Source organism: Priestia sp. 10L35, from assembly GCF_056395685.1.
In genome coordinates this window covers 425,196-441,916 of the sequence record NZ_JBFTKA010000002.1, presented here as the reverse complement: position 1 = coordinate 441,916, position 16,721 = coordinate 425,196, and the positions used below count along the sequence as shown (strand labels likewise).

General features: G+C 37.9%; 18 protein-coding genes and 1 riboswitch. Of the genes, 12 read left to right on the top strand and 6 right to left on the bottom strand.

From position 1 onward, the window contains the following. Positions 1–56 precede the first annotated feature (56 nt). The 6 genes from AC1DEF_RS08235 (at position 57) to AC1DEF_RS08210 (ending at position 5,084) form a co-directional block, all read left to right on the top strand. On the top strand, positions 57–1,517 hold the full coding sequence (locus AC1DEF_RS08235; protein WP_097823426.1) for an aminoacyl-histidine dipeptidase: 1,461 nt from the start codon (positions 57–59) through the stop codon (positions 1,515–1,517). A 244-nt stretch (positions 1,518–1,761) separates the two neighbouring features. Continuing rightward, the gene (locus tag AC1DEF_RS08230; RefSeq protein WP_013083145.1) at positions 1,762–2,235 is read left to right on the top strand and encodes a hypothetical protein; all 474 of its coding nucleotides are present in this window, start codon (positions 1,762–1,764) and stop codon (positions 2,233–2,235) included. Between the two features lie 181 nt (positions 2,236–2,416). Next, positions 2,417–2,995: a GNAT family N-acetyltransferase gene (locus AC1DEF_RS08225; RefSeq protein ID WP_043982458.1), complete on the top strand. Its 579-nt coding sequence runs from the start codon at positions 2,417–2,419 to the stop codon at positions 2,993–2,995. 156 nt (positions 2,996–3,151) lie between these two features. Further along, positions 3,152–3,481 carry a PadR family transcriptional regulator gene (locus AC1DEF_RS08220; protein ID WP_013057038.1) on the top strand — a complete coding sequence of 110 codons (330 nt, stop codon included), beginning with the start codon at positions 3,152–3,154 and terminating at the stop codon, positions 3,479–3,481. A gap of 18 nt (positions 3,482–3,499) precedes the next feature. Beyond that, positions 3,500–4,219 carry a pentapeptide repeat-containing protein gene (locus AC1DEF_RS08215; RefSeq protein ID WP_097823425.1) on the top strand — a complete coding sequence of 240 codons (720 nt, stop codon included), beginning with the start codon at positions 3,500–3,502 and terminating at the stop codon, positions 4,217–4,219. A 178-nt stretch (positions 4,220–4,397) separates the two neighbouring features. After that, positions 4,398–5,084: an O-methyltransferase gene (locus tag AC1DEF_RS08210; protein WP_097823424.1), complete on the top strand. Its 687-nt coding sequence runs from the start codon at positions 4,398–4,400 to the stop codon at positions 5,082–5,084. A 187-nt stretch (positions 5,085–5,271) separates the two neighbouring features. Here AC1DEF_RS08210 and AC1DEF_RS08205 read toward each other — a convergent pair whose 3' ends face one another. The 6 genes from AC1DEF_RS08205 to AC1DEF_RS08180 all read right to left on the bottom strand — a co-directional run bounded on the left by AC1DEF_RS08205 (position 5,272) and on the right by AC1DEF_RS08180 (position 10,479). Beyond that, positions 5,272–6,183 carry a LysR family transcriptional regulator gene (locus AC1DEF_RS08205; RefSeq protein WP_097823422.1) on the bottom strand — a complete coding sequence of 304 codons (912 nt, stop codon included), beginning with the start codon at positions 6,181–6,183 and terminating at the stop codon, positions 5,272–5,274. A gap of 136 nt (positions 6,184–6,319) precedes the next feature. Further along, complete coding sequence (locus tag AC1DEF_RS08200) at positions 6,320–6,505, bottom strand: hypothetical protein (protein ID WP_043982464.1); 186 nt, start codon at positions 6,503–6,505, stop codon at positions 6,320–6,322. Between the two features lie 150 nt (positions 6,506–6,655). Further along, on the bottom strand, positions 6,656–6,790 hold the full coding sequence (locus AC1DEF_RS08195; protein WP_013057043.1) for a hypothetical protein: 135 nt from the start codon (positions 6,788–6,790) through the stop codon (positions 6,656–6,658). Between the two features lie 138 nt (positions 6,791–6,928). Continuing rightward, the gene (locus tag AC1DEF_RS08190) at positions 6,929–8,191 is read right to left on the bottom strand and encodes a dicarboxylate/amino acid:cation symporter (RefSeq protein ID WP_097823421.1); all 1,263 of its coding nucleotides are present in this window, start codon (positions 8,189–8,191) and stop codon (positions 6,929–6,931) included. A 52-nt stretch (positions 8,192–8,243) separates the two neighbouring features. After that, complete coding sequence (lysA, locus tag AC1DEF_RS08185) at positions 8,244–9,572, bottom strand: diaminopimelate decarboxylase (RefSeq protein WP_025751927.1); 1,329 nt, start codon at positions 9,570–9,572, stop codon at positions 8,244–8,246. Between the two features lie 145 nt (positions 9,573–9,717). Continuing rightward, a riboswitch (Lysine riboswitch) is annotated at positions 9,718–9,900 on the bottom strand. Positions 9,901–9,966: 66 nt separating this feature from the next. Beyond that, positions 9,967–10,479: a CBO0543 family protein gene (locus tag AC1DEF_RS08180; RefSeq protein ID WP_043982468.1), complete on the bottom strand. Its 513-nt coding sequence runs from the start codon at positions 10,477–10,479 to the stop codon at positions 9,967–9,969. A gap of 335 nt (positions 10,480–10,814) precedes the next feature. On the opposite strand from AC1DEF_RS08180, the gene AC1DEF_RS08175 reads away from it, so the two are divergent. The 6 genes from AC1DEF_RS08175 to AC1DEF_RS08150 all read left to right on the top strand — a co-directional run bounded on the left by AC1DEF_RS08175 (position 10,815) and on the right by AC1DEF_RS08150 (position 16,704). After that, positions 10,815–11,933, top strand: coding sequence for an NAD(P)/FAD-dependent oxidoreductase (locus AC1DEF_RS08175; RefSeq protein ID WP_097823420.1), 1,119 nt, complete (start codon positions 10,815–10,817; stop codon positions 11,931–11,933). 73 nt (positions 11,934–12,006) lie between these two features. Continuing rightward, on the top strand, positions 12,007–12,321 hold the full coding sequence (locus AC1DEF_RS08170; RefSeq protein WP_043982470.1) for a YckD family protein: 315 nt from the start codon (positions 12,007–12,009) through the stop codon (positions 12,319–12,321). Positions 12,322–12,482: 161 nt separating this feature from the next. Further along, on the top strand, positions 12,483–14,207 hold the full coding sequence (locus AC1DEF_RS08165; RefSeq protein ID WP_097823419.1) for a PAS domain-containing sensor histidine kinase: 1,725 nt from the start codon (positions 12,483–12,485) through the stop codon (positions 14,205–14,207). An 86-nt stretch (positions 14,208–14,293) separates the two neighbouring features. After that, positions 14,294–14,557, top strand: a complete 264-nt coding sequence (locus tag AC1DEF_RS08160; protein ID WP_013057050.1) for a DUF1292 domain-containing protein — start codon at positions 14,294–14,296, stop codon at positions 14,555–14,557. Between the two features lie 151 nt (positions 14,558–14,708). Continuing rightward, positions 14,709–15,953 carry an acyl-CoA dehydrogenase gene (locus AC1DEF_RS08155; RefSeq protein WP_097823418.1) on the top strand — a complete coding sequence of 415 codons (1,245 nt, stop codon included), beginning with the start codon at positions 14,709–14,711 and terminating at the stop codon, positions 15,951–15,953. Then, a complete protein-coding gene (locus AC1DEF_RS08150; RefSeq protein WP_014460100.1) occupies positions 15,931–16,704 on the top strand; it encodes an SDR family oxidoreductase in 774 nt (257 codons plus the stop codon). The genes AC1DEF_RS08155 and AC1DEF_RS08150 overlap by 23 nt, the downstream gene beginning before the upstream one ends. Positions 16,705–16,721: the final 17 nt, after the last annotated feature.

Genomic DNA, 16,721 nt, shown 5'->3' with positions numbered 1-16,721 from the left:
CCTGTAAAGATAAATAGTATGATAAAAAAGCCTGCAGTTCAGAAAGGATGATACATATGGTGCAAACAGTAAATGAATTAATTAAACATCCGGTTTTTTATTTTTTTAACGAAATTTCAGCTATTCCTAGAGAATCTGGAAATGAAAAGAAAATTAGTGACTATTTAGTTTCTTTTGCAAAAGAAAGAAGCCTTGAAGTTATACAAGACGAGGCTTTAAATGTAATTATTAAAAAGCCGGCAGCTAAAGGATATGAAGATGCTCCACCCATCATTTTGCAAGGACATATGGACATGGTATGCGAGTTAAATAAAGGAACTGTGCATGATTTCGAAAAAGATCCGCTTCAACTGCGAATTGTGGAAGATATGCTTTATGCAAATGGTACTACGCTAGGAGCTGACAACGGGATTGCCGTTGCATATGCACTGGCTTTACTAGATGCTCATGATATAGCTCACCCGTCTCTTGAAGTAGTCATTACTACTGAAGAAGAAACAACTATGGGCGGAGCCATTGCTGTAAATCCAGCTCATTTTGAAGGGGAAATCTTTATTAACCTTGATACAGAAGAGGACGGAAAGCTGCTTGTCAGCAGCGCAGGCGGGGTAAAAAACGTGCTTCGTATTCCCGTAGACTGGGAATCGCCTTCCGATAACTCAGAAACATATAGCTTAAGCATTGGTGGACTGCGCGGCGGACATTCTGGAATGGAAATTGATAAAGAAAGAGGAAATGCTAATAAACTGCTAGGAAGAGTTTTATATGATTTACAACATGAACTTCCCTATTCTTTAAGCAGCATTAGTGGAGGATTAAAATCAAATGCGATTCCCCGTGAATCAGAAGCAATTCTATCAGTTGAGCCTTCTGAGGTAGGAAAGTTAGAGAATAAGATTCGTGAGTGGAACGAAATAGTAAAAAATGAATTACAAGCGGCTGATCCGAGCGTATATGTAAAAATAAACAAATCTTCTTCCGATGAGAAATGTTTTACAAAAGAAACGACAGAACGAATTGTACAAGCTATTATGCTAACACCAAACGGCGTTCAAAGCATGAGTATGAATATCGAAGGATTAGTAGAATCTTCTACCAACTTAGGTGTGATTACGACGACAGAGTCTGAGATTGTTTTTCAAAATGAAATCCGCAGCTCAGTAAAAAGCTTAAAAGAAAAAATAGTAAGTCAAGTGCACATACTTGCTCAAGTAGTCGGAGGAAGAGTTGAAACAAAAGGCAATTACCCTGAATGGGCGTACAATGCAGATTCAAAAATTCGTGAATTATGTAAAACGGTTTACAAAGAAAAGTATGGGGAAGAGGCGGAGATCATCGCCATCCATGCTGGAATTGAATGCGGTATTTTCCTGGGAAAAATCTCTGGATTAGACGCCATTTCGCTCGGTCCCGATATGTACGACGTTCATACACCTGATGAACACCTGAGCATTCCGTCTACTATTAAGACATGGGAATACTTATTAGCGGTATTAAAAGAAGCAAATAAGATATAAAGTTATCAGCATCCCTATAATTTTTAAAAAAGAGCTTCTGTAAAGGAGCTCTTTTTCATTCGTCATTTAGCAGATAATAAGCAGAATTCCGTCAACACGTCAGGCAATTGAGAACATTTATGTAAGCGTTTTACAAATAAAGGTTTTAAAACGGGCCTAAAAGAGGTAAACAATTACTAAAACGATAGACAAATGAATTCAAAACAAGCTCTGCAACTAATAAATTAGTAGGGAGAGAATGTATATGAATGACAATAGTCTTATCAAAGATCCCTTTTTGGAAAAAGGAGAAATTGAATTTTTAGAATTAAGGAAAGACGAAATACGTTATCTAAAGTTCGATCGGTTTTTGAAAGTGATTAAAGCACTTAATCAACGCAGTGATAAAGGCTACCAGAGTCTTATGCTTTCCGTTGATGGCTTTAAAGGTAATTCAAGAGAATTATATGAGATAGAGGAGTTTCGCAGATACGTAAATTTGTTAATTAATCAAGTTCCTCAAATATTATTTTATATTCACGATAAAAACAAAATGACTAATCAAATTTTGAAAAGTCTATCAAACAACAGCAGCCAACCGGCCTCTATAGATCCTAAAAGAGCACGTTTAATGATTGATGCCATACAGGAGCAAGTAGAGAAAACAGAGGATAAAGAGATAAAAGAGAATCTCTCTGAATTCGTATGTAAAATCCAGAGCTTTGTGAATCAGTATTAACAGTTCCCAATAGAAAAGCAGAATCCATATTATAAAAAAGTACGAGAACTCAAAGTTTCTCGTGCTTTTTTATTGGAAAAACAGTAGAAAGAGAAAAGGATTATCAACATAGATTGATAAATAATAAATAATAATGGTAAAGCTTCATATTCTGCCGTGAAATAACAAGGAGGAATGAACATTGCATCATATTGAAATAAGAAGACCAAAAATAGAAGACCGCGCAGAACTCCACGAGCTTTTTAATGAAGTAATCACAGATACCTTTCATAAAGAGGGTCTATCTGAAATGGTGAACAATATACAAATAGAAATTGAAAGTAAAGAACAATATTTAAAAAGTGACCTTGATAGCGGTGGAAAACATCGATTCTTTTGGCTCGGAATAGATACGTGCACCAATAAGATTATTGGCTGTATTGAATATGGTCCTGCTAGTGAATTAATTACGGCGTGTACAAAAGGAGAGCTGCAAGGATGGATTGAAATCGGCACAGTTTTTGTTCATCCAAAGTACCAAAGAAAAGGTGTAGGAACACTGCTTTTACATACTATGCTGCTTACACTTCAAAGCAGAGAAATTAAAAAAATTTGTTTGGACAGCGGATACAAAAATGCTCAGGAAGTATGGAAAAACATATTTGGAATCCCTGATTATTTAGTAAAAGATTACTGGAGCAAGGGGTATCACCACATGGTTTGGAAAATATCAGCAGAAAGTACGCCGATAGTATTTAAGCTCAGCTATAACGAAGAATAAGATGTCTCCTAGAAAATAGCCGGTACGTTTCTACCGGCTATTTTCTCCTGTTAAGCTGTTTACATATGTTCAATTATATATTAGTGTATTTTATTAAATATAATACCTTGACTGTCATAGTAATATGATTTAAATTATACATAAAGAGGTGATACTTTGGTATATGCAAAAATGTCTTCAGATTTACTTCGGGGACATACAGATACAATGATTTTAAAATTACTTCTCAGCGGTGATAAGTATGGGTATGAAATTAGTAAGCTTATTTATACCTACTCTAAAGAGCAGTATGAATTAAAAGAAGCCACAATGTATTCAAGCTTGAAGCGCCTTGAAAAAGACGGCCATATTCTTTCTTACTGGGGAGATGCTGTACAAGGCGGCCGCAGAAAATATTATAAAATTACAGAACAAGGAAAAAGCGTATATAAACAAAATAAAGAAAATTGGGAGCAAGCGAAAAAAATTATTGATTTATTGTTGTGAGAAAGGATGATGTTATAAATGAACGAAAAAATAAAAAATCATGTGCATAACATTTTGGCTCCTTATCAGGATGTAGAAAATGTTCAAGATTTAGAGGAAGAACTATCACAGAACTTGCAGGAAAAATTTACAGATTATAAAAGAGACGGGCATAATGAAGAACAGGCTTATTATATGACAATCAATTCTATCGGCGATATCACAGAACTGATTCAATCAATGAATGTAGAAACCAAGGAATTAAAGCAAACCGTCCCTATGGATTTTTCAAAGACCGAGCTTACAAAATCTGATTTTCGTTCTGTATCGGTGTATAAAGGGAAATTTAATGCCAGTAATTTGAATGAATCTGATTTTAGCTACGCAGATCTTACGGACAGCATGTTTAAAAGCAGCAATTTAACGAAAGCAATATTTCATCACGTTAATTTAACAGGCGTACAATTTAAATGGGTAAATTTTAAACAGGCCAGTTTTAAAGACTGTATCTATGACAACACGTACTTTAAGCAATGTAATTTAACAGACATTGTATTTGACGAAGAAACATTTAACGGAACAATCTTTGAAGGAACATCATTAAAAAAAACCTCATTTCGCCACGCAACTTTGCTAAATGTACAGTTCCGAGGATCAGATTTAAAGAAATCTGATTTTGAAGGTGCAAAAATGGATAAATTGACATATAACTTTTTAAAAAGTGCCAAAATAGATCTTAGTAAAGTTACGATTATTTAAAGATAAAAAAGACCTCTCTGAAGGTCTTTTTTTATGGACATATAACAATTCTTTTTAAGAGCGAGCAGGATAGTTTATTAGAAAGCTAGAACACATTCATAATACGAACGATTACGGCAACAAGGTGGATATGAGAAAAACATATTCGTATCTTTGAATAATAAAGCTTTTATCACTTATGTGGAGGAGTATGGAAATGTCTATATATGAAATTTGGAATGAAGTGGATCTTTATATGAATGATAAGCTTATACAACCTGACCCTGTTCTTGATGAGGTATTGAAGGCAAATCAAGAGGCTGGATTACCTGCCATCGACGTATCGCCTAATCAAGGAAAGTTTCTGCATTTGTTAGCTTCATTAAAAGGAGCTAAACGCATTTTGGAAATTGGTACTCTTGGAGGGTACAGCACGATTTGGCTAGCCAGAGCTCTTCCGAAAGACGGACAGCTGATTACGCTCGAATTAAGCGCTCAGCATGCAGAAGTAGCAAGAGCTAATTTAAAAAGAGCGGGAGTAAGCCACTTAGTAGAAGTCATTGTCGGCCCCGGGCTTGATACATTAGCTGTATTAAAGGATAAGGGAACAGAGCCGTTTGATCTTATCTTTATTGATGCTGACAAACCGAATAACCCAAATTACTTAAAGTGGGCTCTAGAATTATCGAAAAGAGGAAGTACGATTATTTGTGATAATGTTGTTCGTCAAGGGCATGTGGTGAACTCAGAAAGTGAAGATGAAAATGTAAAGGGAATTCGCCAATTTATGAATGCTCTGGCTCAAGAAAAACGAATAAGCGCCACGGCTATACAAACTGTTGGAAGCAAAGGCTATGATGGATTCATTGTAGGGGTTGTTGAATGATAAAACTTGTATTACACCTAAAAAGAAACGGAGACATAACTAAATCTATCCAATCAACAGCTAGAAGCAAATACATACATGAAACCTGCGTTCATCATCATCCTAAAAAAATCCGAACGAGCTGGATTCTCGACCAAACTCGTTCGGATTGTCCTTCAACTAACATACTTTTGTTCCAGACTCTTTTTTAAAGGAGCCCCAATTTATCTGTCATTTGTTTTTCGGTTAAAAAATTAATCAATTCTCGTACAGCGAATGAACTGTAGCGTTCTTTTAACAGAATAATTCCAAGTTCCCACATCATTTCAGGATCTGCAATAGGTACGGTAGTAATATTGGGATCTTTCACTTTGGCATAAAGCGATTCGGGTAAAATAGCAATACCTAGTTCTGCCGCTGTTAATTCAATAATTAAATCCCATTGAGAACTTTTATACGCTATAGAAGGCACAAAGCCTGATTTTAAAGCATCTTGAATTAACCGGTCGTGCAGCGTAAATTCTTCACTGAACATAATGAATTTTTCATGCTCCAATTCTTTCATCCAGACGGAAGAACGTTTTGCTAAAGGATGGTTTCTATGTGCGTATAAAAGAAATCTCTCCTTAACGAACGGGTATACGTGAAAATGCTCATCATGACCGCTTGTAAGAGGAAGCATAACAATCCCCATATCTACACCAGCCTCTTCCACAAGTGCCTCAATTTTTTTTGCTCCAAATTCAATAAGCTCTAGAGATACTTTAGGGTATTGTTCATTAAATGCTTTTGCAATCTTCGGGAAAAACAAGGTCCCGATGAGCGGAGGGACTCCCATCTTGATTTGCCCTGTTTGCAAGTTCATTAAATCTCCCAACAAGTGAGGCATGTCTTTTAACACCGACAGAGCTTTAGTTGCCTGATGATACACGACTTCTCCTGCATCGGTTAGCTTTAATTCTCTTGTTGAACGATCAAGAAGCTCAAATCCTAGTTCATTTTCTACTTTTTTGACGGCTTTACTTAAAGCCGTTTGTGACAAGTGAACTTGCAGCGCTGCCTTTGTAAAATTTTTATGATTCGCTACCTCTATAAAGTATTCTAAGTCTCTGATTTCCATGTGAAACTCCATTTCTGCAAACTGCTTATCCTTTTTCTTTACTCTTTATTTTAACCACTAAATTATTTACTGTAAATGCGCTGACTAAAAAGGGGGAGGATATATCCAATGAATAAAAACAGGGAAAGGAAATGAGCTAAAGTTTCTGTCGAAATTGATTTATAAAACGAATAATCTTTTTATAGAGAAAAATAGATTTTGCTACTAGCTGATGAGGGATATAAAGACTTTTGTATGTGCGTTCAGGTAAAAATGCAAAACTTATCAAAATAACTGAAAGTCCAAAGGCTGCGGCTGTAATCTCTAGCCAAGAAAACACCATGTTATTCCTCCTTTTACAAACCTATTAATAGAATATGTAAAAGTTCGAAAGGAGGTTGTACGATAGCCCCATAACGAGCAGGGTTATGAAGTTCTCTCTAAAAATAAAATGACGTTAAAGAACGCAGGCGCTGCGCTCTTTAACGTCATTTTATTTTCGTTCTTCAGCTTGATGCTCTTGTTTGTTTTGCTCAGTAAGACGTTTTTGATGAGCTTTTGTTTCTGCGCTTACGTGATTCGCATCATTCGGTTGATTTTTCTTTGAACCTCCTGCAGCGTTACTCATTAGACGACACCTCCAGTCCGGTTAAGAAACATACCTTTAGAATGTGCGTATGTACAGACTTTATACACCGCTATCGATATTACTGCACACGAAAAAAGCAAAGGGAGAGTCACTAAGACTGTTCCCTTTGCTTTTTTACTAAGCGACTTTATCGGTGGTGATAATTTTGTTAATCCAGTCTTTTCCTTCTGTAAACCTTGTAACAAGCATCGCTGTTACTGTATTTCCCGTACTGTTTAAAAGCGTAGCAGGGGCGTCAATAATTGTGGAAATGACCGCAATAATGGGCAGAACTTCTGGCGAAAATCCGTAAATTGTAATGATTAACATTTCGCCAATCATACCGCCTCCAGGGATTGCTCCCATTACGGCTCCAACTAAAAAGGCTACGCCTAAAATGCTCAAAATACTCGTAGCAGACGTCATATCTTTGCCAAACAAACTGAATAAGAAAACAATCTTTAGAATACCACCGATAACAGAACCATCTTTATGCGTGTTTGCTCCTAGTGGAATCACTGTTTCAGCAATATCCAGCGGCACACCCATTTTCTTTGTTGCATCTAAATTGACTGGAATAGATGCAGCAGAAGAACAGGTAGCAATAGCGGTGATAGAAGGAGCAGCTGCATTTTTCCAAAACAGCTTAATTCCTGCTTTACCGCCAGCAATCCATGCATATAGCGTAAAGAAACCGAAATAGTAAACGATTGCAATTAATAAATAAAGAATAAATGCTCTAGCGTACCCTTGTAAGATCTTTGGTCCAAGTTCTCCTACTACAGTAGCGAAATAGCATCCTAAACCAATTGGGGCATAGTACATCACAATTTTAACAACCTTCATCGATACTTCTTGACCCGAAGTCAGAAATTTCGCCATAGGCTGTCCTTTTTCGCCAGCCATCGTTGTAGCAATACCGAAAATAACGGCAAAGACAATTAATTGTAAAATGTGATCTTTCGAAAATAACTGAACAAAATCAGGTACAGTAAATGTACTAACAAGCTGAGTTAAAAGCGCCATTTTTTCAGCTGTATTTTCACTGTCACCCATCAATTCTTTAATGGCAGAAGTATCTACATTATGTAGCGGATTGTAAAGTGATGCGCCTAAAAAGCCTAAAACGGCTGAAACAGCAGCAGTGGCGACAAACACAACGGCAATTCCTAGCATAATTTTACCAAGACGCTTCATTTCGTTCATGTTTGCGATCGCCGAAGCCACACTAAAAAAGACAAGGGGAACGATAATCATGAACATTAAATTGAGAAACAAATCACCAAAAGGCTTCACGACTGCCACATCGGGGCCAATAGCATATCCTGCTATCCCGCCAATTAAAATAGCGAGAAGCAGAATAAGCGATGATCTGTACGTTTTAAATACACTTAAAACCATAGTTAGATTTCCTCCAAACAATAATAGCTTTTTTACTACGCAAGAACAGCTATTATTTGCTCATTGCATACGTAGTAACGACTGGCTTTACATCTTTACGCACCAAATCTTCGTATGTTTCTCGCTCTACAGCAAGACGAGCTTCTCCATTTTTTACAAATACAACAGCAGGGCGCGGAATACGGTTGTAATTGCTAGCCATTGAATAGTTGTAGGCACCTGTAGAGGACACTGCTAATAAATCTCCTTGATTAACGCGCGGTAAATCAATATCCCAAATAAGCATATCTCCTGATTCACAGCATTTACCCGCAATTGATACTGTTTCATCTTTTTTATCCGTCACTCTATTAGCCAAGACAGCTTCATGTTTTGCATCGTAAAGAGCAGGACGGATATTATCGGTCATACCGCCGTCAATTCCTACGTATTTTCGTACACCTGGAATCTCCTTCGTTGATCCAATTGTATAAAGCGTTGTACCTGCTTCTCCTACGATGCTTCTTCCAGGCTCAATCCAGACTTCTGGAAGGGTATAATTCTGTTCAGTTAACGTGCGGCTTAGCTTTTCTGTCAGTGCATCTACATAATACTCAACTGGAAGAGGAGAGTCGCTTTCGGTATAACGAATACCAAAACCACCACCTACGTTTAAAACTTTTACTTCAAATTCCATTTTATCACGAATGCTGAATAAGAAATCAGTTAAAATATCAATGGCGCGAGAAAAACCATCTACTTCAAAAATTTGCGAACCAATATGACAATGAATGCCTAAAAGATCGTAGTAAGGCTTTTCTAACGCAGAACTTACCGCTTTCATGGCTTGGTCATTGGAAAGACCAAATCCAAACTTGGAGTCTTCCTGTCCGGTCATAATATATTCATGTGTATGGGCTTCAATTCCTGGAGTAACACGCAGAAGAATAGATGCTTTCTGTTTGCGCTCAGCTGCTAAGGCATGCAAAACTTCAAGTTCGGTAAAGTTATCAACAACAAAACAGCCAATATTCGCATCAAGAGCCATTTCCATTTCTTCAATCGTTTTATTATTGCCGTGAAAATGAATGCGTTCAGCTGGATATCCAGCTTCAAGCGCTGTAAATAATTCGCCTCCTGAGACCACATCTAGTGACATATCAAGCTTCGTTAAAAGGCTAGCCATTTCCATACAAAGAAATGCTTTCCCTGCATAGGCGATTTGATATGAAAATCCGCTTCTTCGAAAGGCTGAATGGAAGGCCTTGCATTTCGTTTCAATTAATTCTTGATCGTAGATGTATAGGGGAGTGCCGTATTGTTTTTTCAGTTCGACCGTATCGCACTGCCCAATTTCTAAATGATTGCTGCTGTTAATTTTACTCGTTCCATGTAAGTACATAATCCGTATCCCTCCATTTAAATCATTCAACTATAACTTTGAACTTTGATGGTCAGTAGAAAAACACAAAAAAGACCCGTGAAGTGATGTTCACGCGTCTTGGTTTCATAATAATAAAGTATTATTACATTCTAGGCATCAACATCTCTTCAATAGCTCTCCACAAACCAAATGGTTTGTGACAGCTCAGCATTTATTCAATACTGAACCAGTATATGAACACAATGGATGTTTATATACTTCGGCACGAAATCCCTTTTACTTATCTTCACAGACTCCATTAGTCTCCAATAAGTGACTCTTGATTTCATGCACCTCTATTCTCAGAGAGGAAAATTATATTTAAATGTAATTCCTATTATATTTCCTTTTCCTCCGTCTAGTCAATGAAAAGTTAAGGCATAGGAATATCAAAAAAAATAAATAAGAAAGCTATGAAGCTTCCAGATAGAATCCAAGCGACCAGTGCTGTCTTCTGATGAATGACTAAAAGTGAGAACGTGGCAATGTTGAAGAGAAAAGAACACAGCAGCGACCATCCATAATGATGAGTGATACTGTGATTAACATAAGCAATGAACTCAATCACAGTAAATAAAAGCGCCCACAAAAGAATCCACCACAGCCTGCCGCTTACATGCAACGGCAGCCTTCCTAAAAAAACCGGTATAACAAACGGATAAATAATTAAAGTTATTCCAAGGGAAACCATTAGGTGATCGGGTAGAAAAAGGTGATCAATACCTACAGGGTGAAATACCCATACGCGGTGATGAAACAGCAGCACTTCATAAAGCAAATTCCCTGTGACCCAAAACAGCAAAGTAGGATAGTATTCTTGATACCTTCGCCACTTGCCAAATAGTAAACCAAGAATGATGAAAAATAATACAAATGAAGATTGCATACGCTCTCCTTAAAATAATGGTTATTTCTTTTTATTTACATATTATAGTGGTTTTATTCTTTCCTTTTTTTATTCAGAAACTATAATAAAAAAGCGGTAAGCGCAGTGTTAAATATGGGTGATCACTATTTGTGGTTTGCTTCATCTCACCATAATTCCCGTAAAAGAACTTATTGCGCTTTTGTTTACAATGAAAGGAGCTATATGTCAAAGTCAGCAAGACTCAAAAATAAGCTCAAGATAGCTTCGCCTAGTATGTGACTTCTTTTTTTGCTATGCTAAAGTTGCGTACATATAGCATGAGAATATTAGAAGAAAGAAAAGGGTGTTTTGGTATGAAAACATACATCGTAGTTGGAGCTGGGGTACTTGGAGCTTCTACAGCATATCATTTAGCAAAAGCAGGAGCAGATGTGACATTGATAGATCGCAAGGATGCAGGTCAAGCTACTGATGCAGCAGCAGGAATTGTTTGTCCATGGCTTTCGCAGCGTCGAAATAAAGCATGGTACCGCTTAGCAAAAGGCGGCGCTAAGTACTATCAAACATTAATTCAGCAATTAGAAGAAGATGGAGAAACGGATACGGGATATAAGCGAGTAGGAGCAATTAGCTTACATACTGATGAGCAAAAGCTTAAAAAAATGGAAGAAAGAGCATATAAGCGTCGGGAAGAAGCTCCTGAAATAGGCGAGATTACACGTTTATCCGCTAAAGAAACACAGGCTTTGTTTCCGGTTCTTTCGGAAGAATACAGTTCAGTTCATATTAGTGGAGCCGCTCGCGTTAACGGAAGAGCTCTTCGAAACGCACTTGTGAATGCAGCCAAGAAAAACGGTGCAAAAATAATAGAAGGAAACGCAGAACTACTTTATGAAAATAATCAAGTAACGGGCGTTTCCGTAAATGGACAAACCCTTCTAGCAAGTACAACAATCGTAACGGCAGGAGCGTGGGCAAATCAATTACTAGAGCCTCTTGGAGTGAAATTTTTAGCAAGCTTTCAAAAAGCGCAAATTGTCCACTTGCATCTCCCTGATGTAGATACAAAAGACTGGCCCGTTGTGATGCCTCCAAGCGACCAATATATTCTTTCATTTGAACAAGGTCAAATTGTCATTGGAGCAACACATGAAAACGACAAGGGCTATGATTTGAGAGTAACTGCTGGGGGGATGCATGAGATTTTTTCAAAGGCCTTATCAATTGCTCCCGGCTTAACAGAAAGCACAGTCTTAGAAACAAGGGTAGGGTTTCGACCATTTACTCCAGGATTCTTGCCAGTCATTGGAGCTCTTCCGGCTTACGAAGGAATACTAGTAGCGAATGGTCTCGGAGCTTCAGGCTTAACGTCGGGTCCTTATCTTGGTTCAGAGCTTGCTAAATTAGCACTTGAAATGGAAATGGAAATTGATCTTAGCGACTATGATGTAGGAGGAGCTATCGAGTCTTAAGCAAACAGAATGAATGAAAACAAATAGAAGTTCGCAAACTATAACTACTATATGATGAAAGGAAGTAGATTGTTTGCGAAAGATTATGATAAGTGCAGCAGCAGCTTTTTTATTTATGAGCGCGACGCCTGTATTAGCGGAAAACAATCCTCAGCCAGAAACAAAAGACGTGCAGTTGACGTCTGAGCAAAAGCAGGAACTGTCCGTGCTGTACAAAGAAATGCTAGCAAAAAAGAAAGAAATACTTTCAAAATATGTGGAGTACGGCGTGCTAAGCAAAACGGAGAGTCAAAACATTTCTTCACATATGGAAAATCGCTATCAGCATATGGAGCAAAATGGTTTTGTGCCAAAGCGACACTGTCATAAAATGCATCATTCAAAGTAATTCCTATTCACATAAAAAAGCGCCTTTACAGGCGTTTTTTTTATGTGAATGAATGGAAAATATCCGCTTCTTTATCTAGTAAATTCTAAAATCCTCATGTAAAATTAAGAGAATGAGAACGAGTAGGAAAGATGTTAGTGAGGGGTAGGTAAATATGAACGATGAACAAAAATAAAAAAATAGTCCGATTACATGCAGAAAATCATTCAGCTGAGGCGCTAGGAATCATATTTGCTTACAAACAAAAAGATGACCATCTTGTTTACAGTATGTATCAAGGTGAAAGCGTTCATGACCAAAAAATACCTCTAGAAGAATGGGTCTCGTATGAGCATTTTTTCGAAGCATTAAACAAAAAGAAAAAGCTTATGTACGAGCTTCAAATAAATGATAAACGCTATGTAGTAAACTTAACCCCTTTATCTTACACAGAAAAGCCTGAAATTATGGGACATTGCGTGAATATAACTAGTTATCAGGAGAAAAAAGAACAGGTTCAGCCTTTTATTTATCATAACGCAGATGCTGTTGCTGTCGTTGACTTAGAAGGGAAAACGCTTCAAGTGAACCCTGCGTTTGAGAATACATTTGGCTGGACGTTTGAAGAAATTCATCAAAAGCCTCTTCCGATTATACCTTCGTTTTTAAAGGAGCCAGTGTGCGAACTTCATAAGACCATTCAATCAGGTGAATCGAAAACGGAATTTGAGACGGTCAGACAGCATAAAGACGGTCATTTAATTAATGTAAGCGTCACACTCTTCCGCGTTGAAAATATGAATGATTGGCCGCTATGCATTGCTTTTGTCTATCGAGATATAACATCACGCAAGCAGGCTGAAACGGCTTTAAAAGAAAGCGAAGAACGTTACCGAAGCTTGATTGAGTTATCGCCGGAAGCGATTATCGTTCATAGTGAAGGGAAAATTGATTACATCAACCCTTCAGGAGCCAAAGCGCTAGGATACAAAAGTCCTCAAGACGTATTAGGAGCTTGTGTTTATCAGTTTGTTCACCCTGATTACTATGATGTGGTAAAACAGCGAATTTATCGAATGAAAACAGAAAATAAATCTGTAGACCTACAGGAAGAAAAGTTTATTCATAAAGACGGTCATACGATTGATGCCGAAACCATTGCCTTTCCTATTCCCTATATGGGAAAGCAGGCCATTCAAGTTTTGTTTCGTGATATTACAGAACGTAAAAAAACTGAAAAATTGCTGGGTGAATCCGCTCAGCTTTCCTTAGTCGGACAGTTAGCGGCTGGTATAGCTCACGAAATTCGAAACCCTCTGACGGCGGTAAAAGGATTTATGCAGTTATTAAGAGAAACGAGCGGTCAGCCTTACTATGTAGAAATGATAAATCATGAGTTAGATAGAATTGAATTGATTACCGATGAGTTCTTGAGTCTTGCAAAGCCTCAGGCGAAAACCTACAAAGACAAACATGTCCAAGATATTTTAGAGAATACTTTAAAGCTAGCTGAGGTGCAGGGGATTACAGAGAAAATTCACGTAAAAAAAGAAATTGATCTTCATCTTCCTCTCGTATTATGCGAAGAAAATCAGTTGAAACAGGTGTTTAGCAATATATTTAAAAATGCAGTCGAATCTATGCCAAGTGGAGGAACCGTAACGATTCAACTAAAAAGATTTAATCAGGAGAACCTTGTTATCCGGTTTAGCGACGAGGGGCCAGGCATCACGCAGGAAAGAATGCAGCATTTAGGAAAACCTTTTTATAGTACCAAAGAGAAAGGAACGGGGCTTGGACTGATGGTGTGCTATAAGATCATTCGAGAACATAGAGGAGAAATTAACTTTGTAAGTGAACTTGGAAAAGGAACTACCGTAGACATTCTTTTGCCTTTTAAAAAATAGATTCTACTTTTATAAGCATGAAACCTTTTCTAAAGGGGAATACATGTTAGTGAACGAATAATGAGGTTAAAATAGGAGGGAATAAGATGGAACGCATTGAAACGGGAGAGATTTTTACAATTTTAGACGAAAATGATCAAGAGCAAGATATTGAAGTGCTTGGAAAAATGACGATTGAAGGGCACGATTATATTGCTGTTGCGTTTGTTGAAGAAGTTTTAATTGAAACAGAAGAAGAAATTGATGTTTTCTTTTTGAAAATTGAAGATGATGGTGAATGGTCTTCAATTGAAGATGACGATGAATTTGAAAAGGTATCAGCCGTATTTGAGGAAATGACATCCGCGTAAAAAGAGAGGTTAAAACCTCTCTTTTTTTATTTTTAAATAATATAATATTTAGAATTTTTCTAAAAATACCTTGCTGAATTATTCCCCTTCATTTATGATGAATATGTAACATACCAACCGGTTAGTAAGTAAATGAAAGCGAGGGACTACCGTGTATTTTTCTTACTCTGACAAAGTAGTGAAGCTGCAAGAAGAATTGAGCTCTTTTATGGAAGAGCATGTTTACCCAAATGAACGGCTATACGAACAACAGCTGAATGAACAGCCATCTAGATGGTCAGCTGTTCCTCCGATCATGGAAGAGTTAAAAGAAAAAGCAAAGCAAGCTGGATTATGGAACTTATTTTTGCCAGAAAGCGAATACGGAGCGGGTCTAACAAATGTCGAATATGCCCCTCTTTGCGAAATTATGGGCCGTTCTATTATTGGACCAGAAGCTTTTAACTGCGGAGCTCCTGACACCGGCAATATGGAAGTGCTGGTTCGATACGGAACGTCCGAACAAAAAGAAAAATGGCTAAAGCCGCTGTTAAATGGAGACATTCGCTCCTGCTTTTCTATGACAGAACCGGATGTAGGTTCTTCTGATGCCACAAACATTCAGTGCAGTATTGTAAGAGAAGGCGATGAATATGTGATCAACGGAAGAAAATGGTGGTCTTCAGGTGCGGGAGATCCTCGCTGCAAAATTGCTATTGTCATGGGAAAAAGCGATTTTAACGCATCTAAATATGAACAGCAGTCTATGATTCTAGTTCCTTTAAATACGCCAGGAGTTAAAATTGAACGAATGCTGCCAGTCTTTGGATACGATCACGCTCCTCATGGACATGCTGAAATTCATTATGACAATGTGCGTGTGCCAGCGTCTAATATGCTTTTAGGCGAAGGAAAAGGGTTTGCTATTGCTCAAGGCAGATTGGGGCCTGGACGTATTCATCACTGCATGCGTTTAATAGGAGCAGCGGAAAGAGCGCTTGAAGAGTTATGTAAGCGTATTCAAAACCGTTCTACGTTTAATAAGTTGCTTTCTCAGCAAGGGGTTATTCAAGAATGGGTGGCAGAATCGCGTATTGAAATTGAGCAAGCTCGCTTATTAACATTAAAAGCTGCTTATATGATGGACACAGTTGGAAATAAAAAAGCGCGGAAAGAAATTGCTATGATTAAAGTAATGGCTCCTGCTATGGCTTTAAAAGTCATTGATCGCGCTATTCAAGCATTGGGAGCAGCAGGTGTTTCAGAAGACACGCCGCTTGCGGCACTTTGGGCAAATGCTCGCACTCTTCGCCTCGCTGATGGTCCAGACGAAGTGCACAAAGCACAGCTTGCAAGACTTGAGCTAAAATCCTATCAAGAACAGGAGGCAACGTATGCACATAAAGGATTTGTTTGATTTAACTGGAAAAACAGCTATTGTTACCGGAGGAGGCAGAGGATTAGGAGAACAAATGGCAGAAGGGCTTGCAGAGGCAGGGGCAAATATTGTTCTATGTTCAAGAAAAAAAGAAGCATGTCAGCAAGTGGCTGATCGATTGGCCACCATGGGCGTAAAAACTCTCGCTTTAGCATGCGACATCAGTCAGCCTGAAGATATTAAAAATGTCGTGCATCAAACGATTGAAACATTTGGACGCATTGATATTTTAATTAACAACAGCGGAGCTACGTGGGGAGCTTCGGTTGAAGAAATGCCTCTTGAAGCATGGCAAAAAGTGATGAATATTAATGTGACAGGAACGTTTTTAATGTCCCAAGAAGCTGGAAAAGAAATGATTAAACAAAAAGCTGGTAAGATTATTAACATTGCTTCAATTGCGGGTCTTGGAGGAACGGACCCTCAGTATATGGATACAATCGGGTACAACACGAGTAAAGGAGCGGTCATTACGTTCACGAAAGATTTAGCTGTCAAATGGGGACAGCATAATATTCAAGTTAATGCGATTGCGCCGGGATTTTTTCCTACTAAAATGTCAGGTGCGATTATGGAACAAGGAAAAGATTATTTTCTAAGTCAAACCCCTTTAAAACGCTTTGGCTCCGAAGCTGATTTAAAAGGAGCGGCTGTTTTTCTTGCTTCTGCAGCGTCTAATTATATTACGGGCGATATTCTGACAGTAGACGGTGGAGTTCATGCTATGTGAATAAGAAAGGAGTAACT

What these genes read in the sequence shown, in the direction of transcription:
- AC1DEF_RS08230 (WP_013083145.1), top strand. Translation starts at nt 1,762, where the DNA reads ATGAATGACAATAGTCTTATCAAAGATCCCTTTTTGGAAAAAGGAGAA.
- AC1DEF_RS08190 (WP_097823421.1), bottom strand. Translation starts at nt 8,191, where the DNA reads ATGGTTTTAAGTGTATTTAAAACGTACAGATCATCGCTTATTCTGCTT.
- AC1DEF_RS08165 (WP_097823419.1), top strand. Translation starts at nt 12,483, where the DNA reads ATGAACAAAAATAAAAAAATAGTCCGATTACATGCAGAAAATCATTCA.
- AC1DEF_RS08215 (WP_097823425.1), top strand. Translation starts at nt 3,500, where the DNA reads ATGAACGAAAAAATAAAAAATCATGTGCATAACATTTTGGCTCCTTAT.
- AC1DEF_RS08175 (WP_097823420.1), top strand. Translation starts at nt 10,815, where the DNA reads ATGAAAACATACATCGTAGTTGGAGCTGGGGTACTTGGAGCTTCTACA.
- AC1DEF_RS08200 (WP_043982464.1), bottom strand. Translation starts at nt 6,505, where the DNA reads ATGGTGTTTTCTTGGCTAGAGATTACAGCCGCAGCCTTTGGACTTTCA.
- AC1DEF_RS08210 (WP_097823424.1), top strand. Translation starts at nt 4,398, where the DNA reads ATGTGGAGGAGTATGGAAATGTCTATATATGAAATTTGGAATGAAGTG.
- lysA (WP_025751927.1), bottom strand. Translation starts at nt 9,572, where the DNA reads ATGTACTTACATGGAACGAGTAAAATTAACAGCAGCAATCATTTAGAA.
- AC1DEF_RS08150 (WP_014460100.1), top strand. Translation starts at nt 15,931, where the DNA reads ATGCACATAAAGGATTTGTTTGATTTAACTGGAAAAACAGCTATTGTT.
- AC1DEF_RS08205 (WP_097823422.1), bottom strand. Translation starts at nt 6,183, where the DNA reads ATGGAAATCAGAGACTTAGAATACTTTATAGAGGTAGCGAATCATAAA.
- AC1DEF_RS08160 (WP_013057050.1), top strand. Translation starts at nt 14,294, where the DNA reads ATGGAACGCATTGAAACGGGAGAGATTTTTACAATTTTAGACGAAAAT.
- AC1DEF_RS08235 (WP_097823426.1), top strand. Translation starts at nt 57, where the DNA reads ATGGTGCAAACAGTAAATGAATTAATTAAACATCCGGTTTTTTATTTT.
- AC1DEF_RS08180 (WP_043982468.1), bottom strand. Translation starts at nt 10,479, where the DNA reads ATGCAATCTTCATTTGTATTATTTTTCATCATTCTTGGTTTACTATTT.
- AC1DEF_RS08195 (WP_013057043.1), bottom strand. Translation starts at nt 6,790, where the DNA reads ATGAGTAACGCTGCAGGAGGTTCAAAGAAAAATCAACCGAATGATGCG.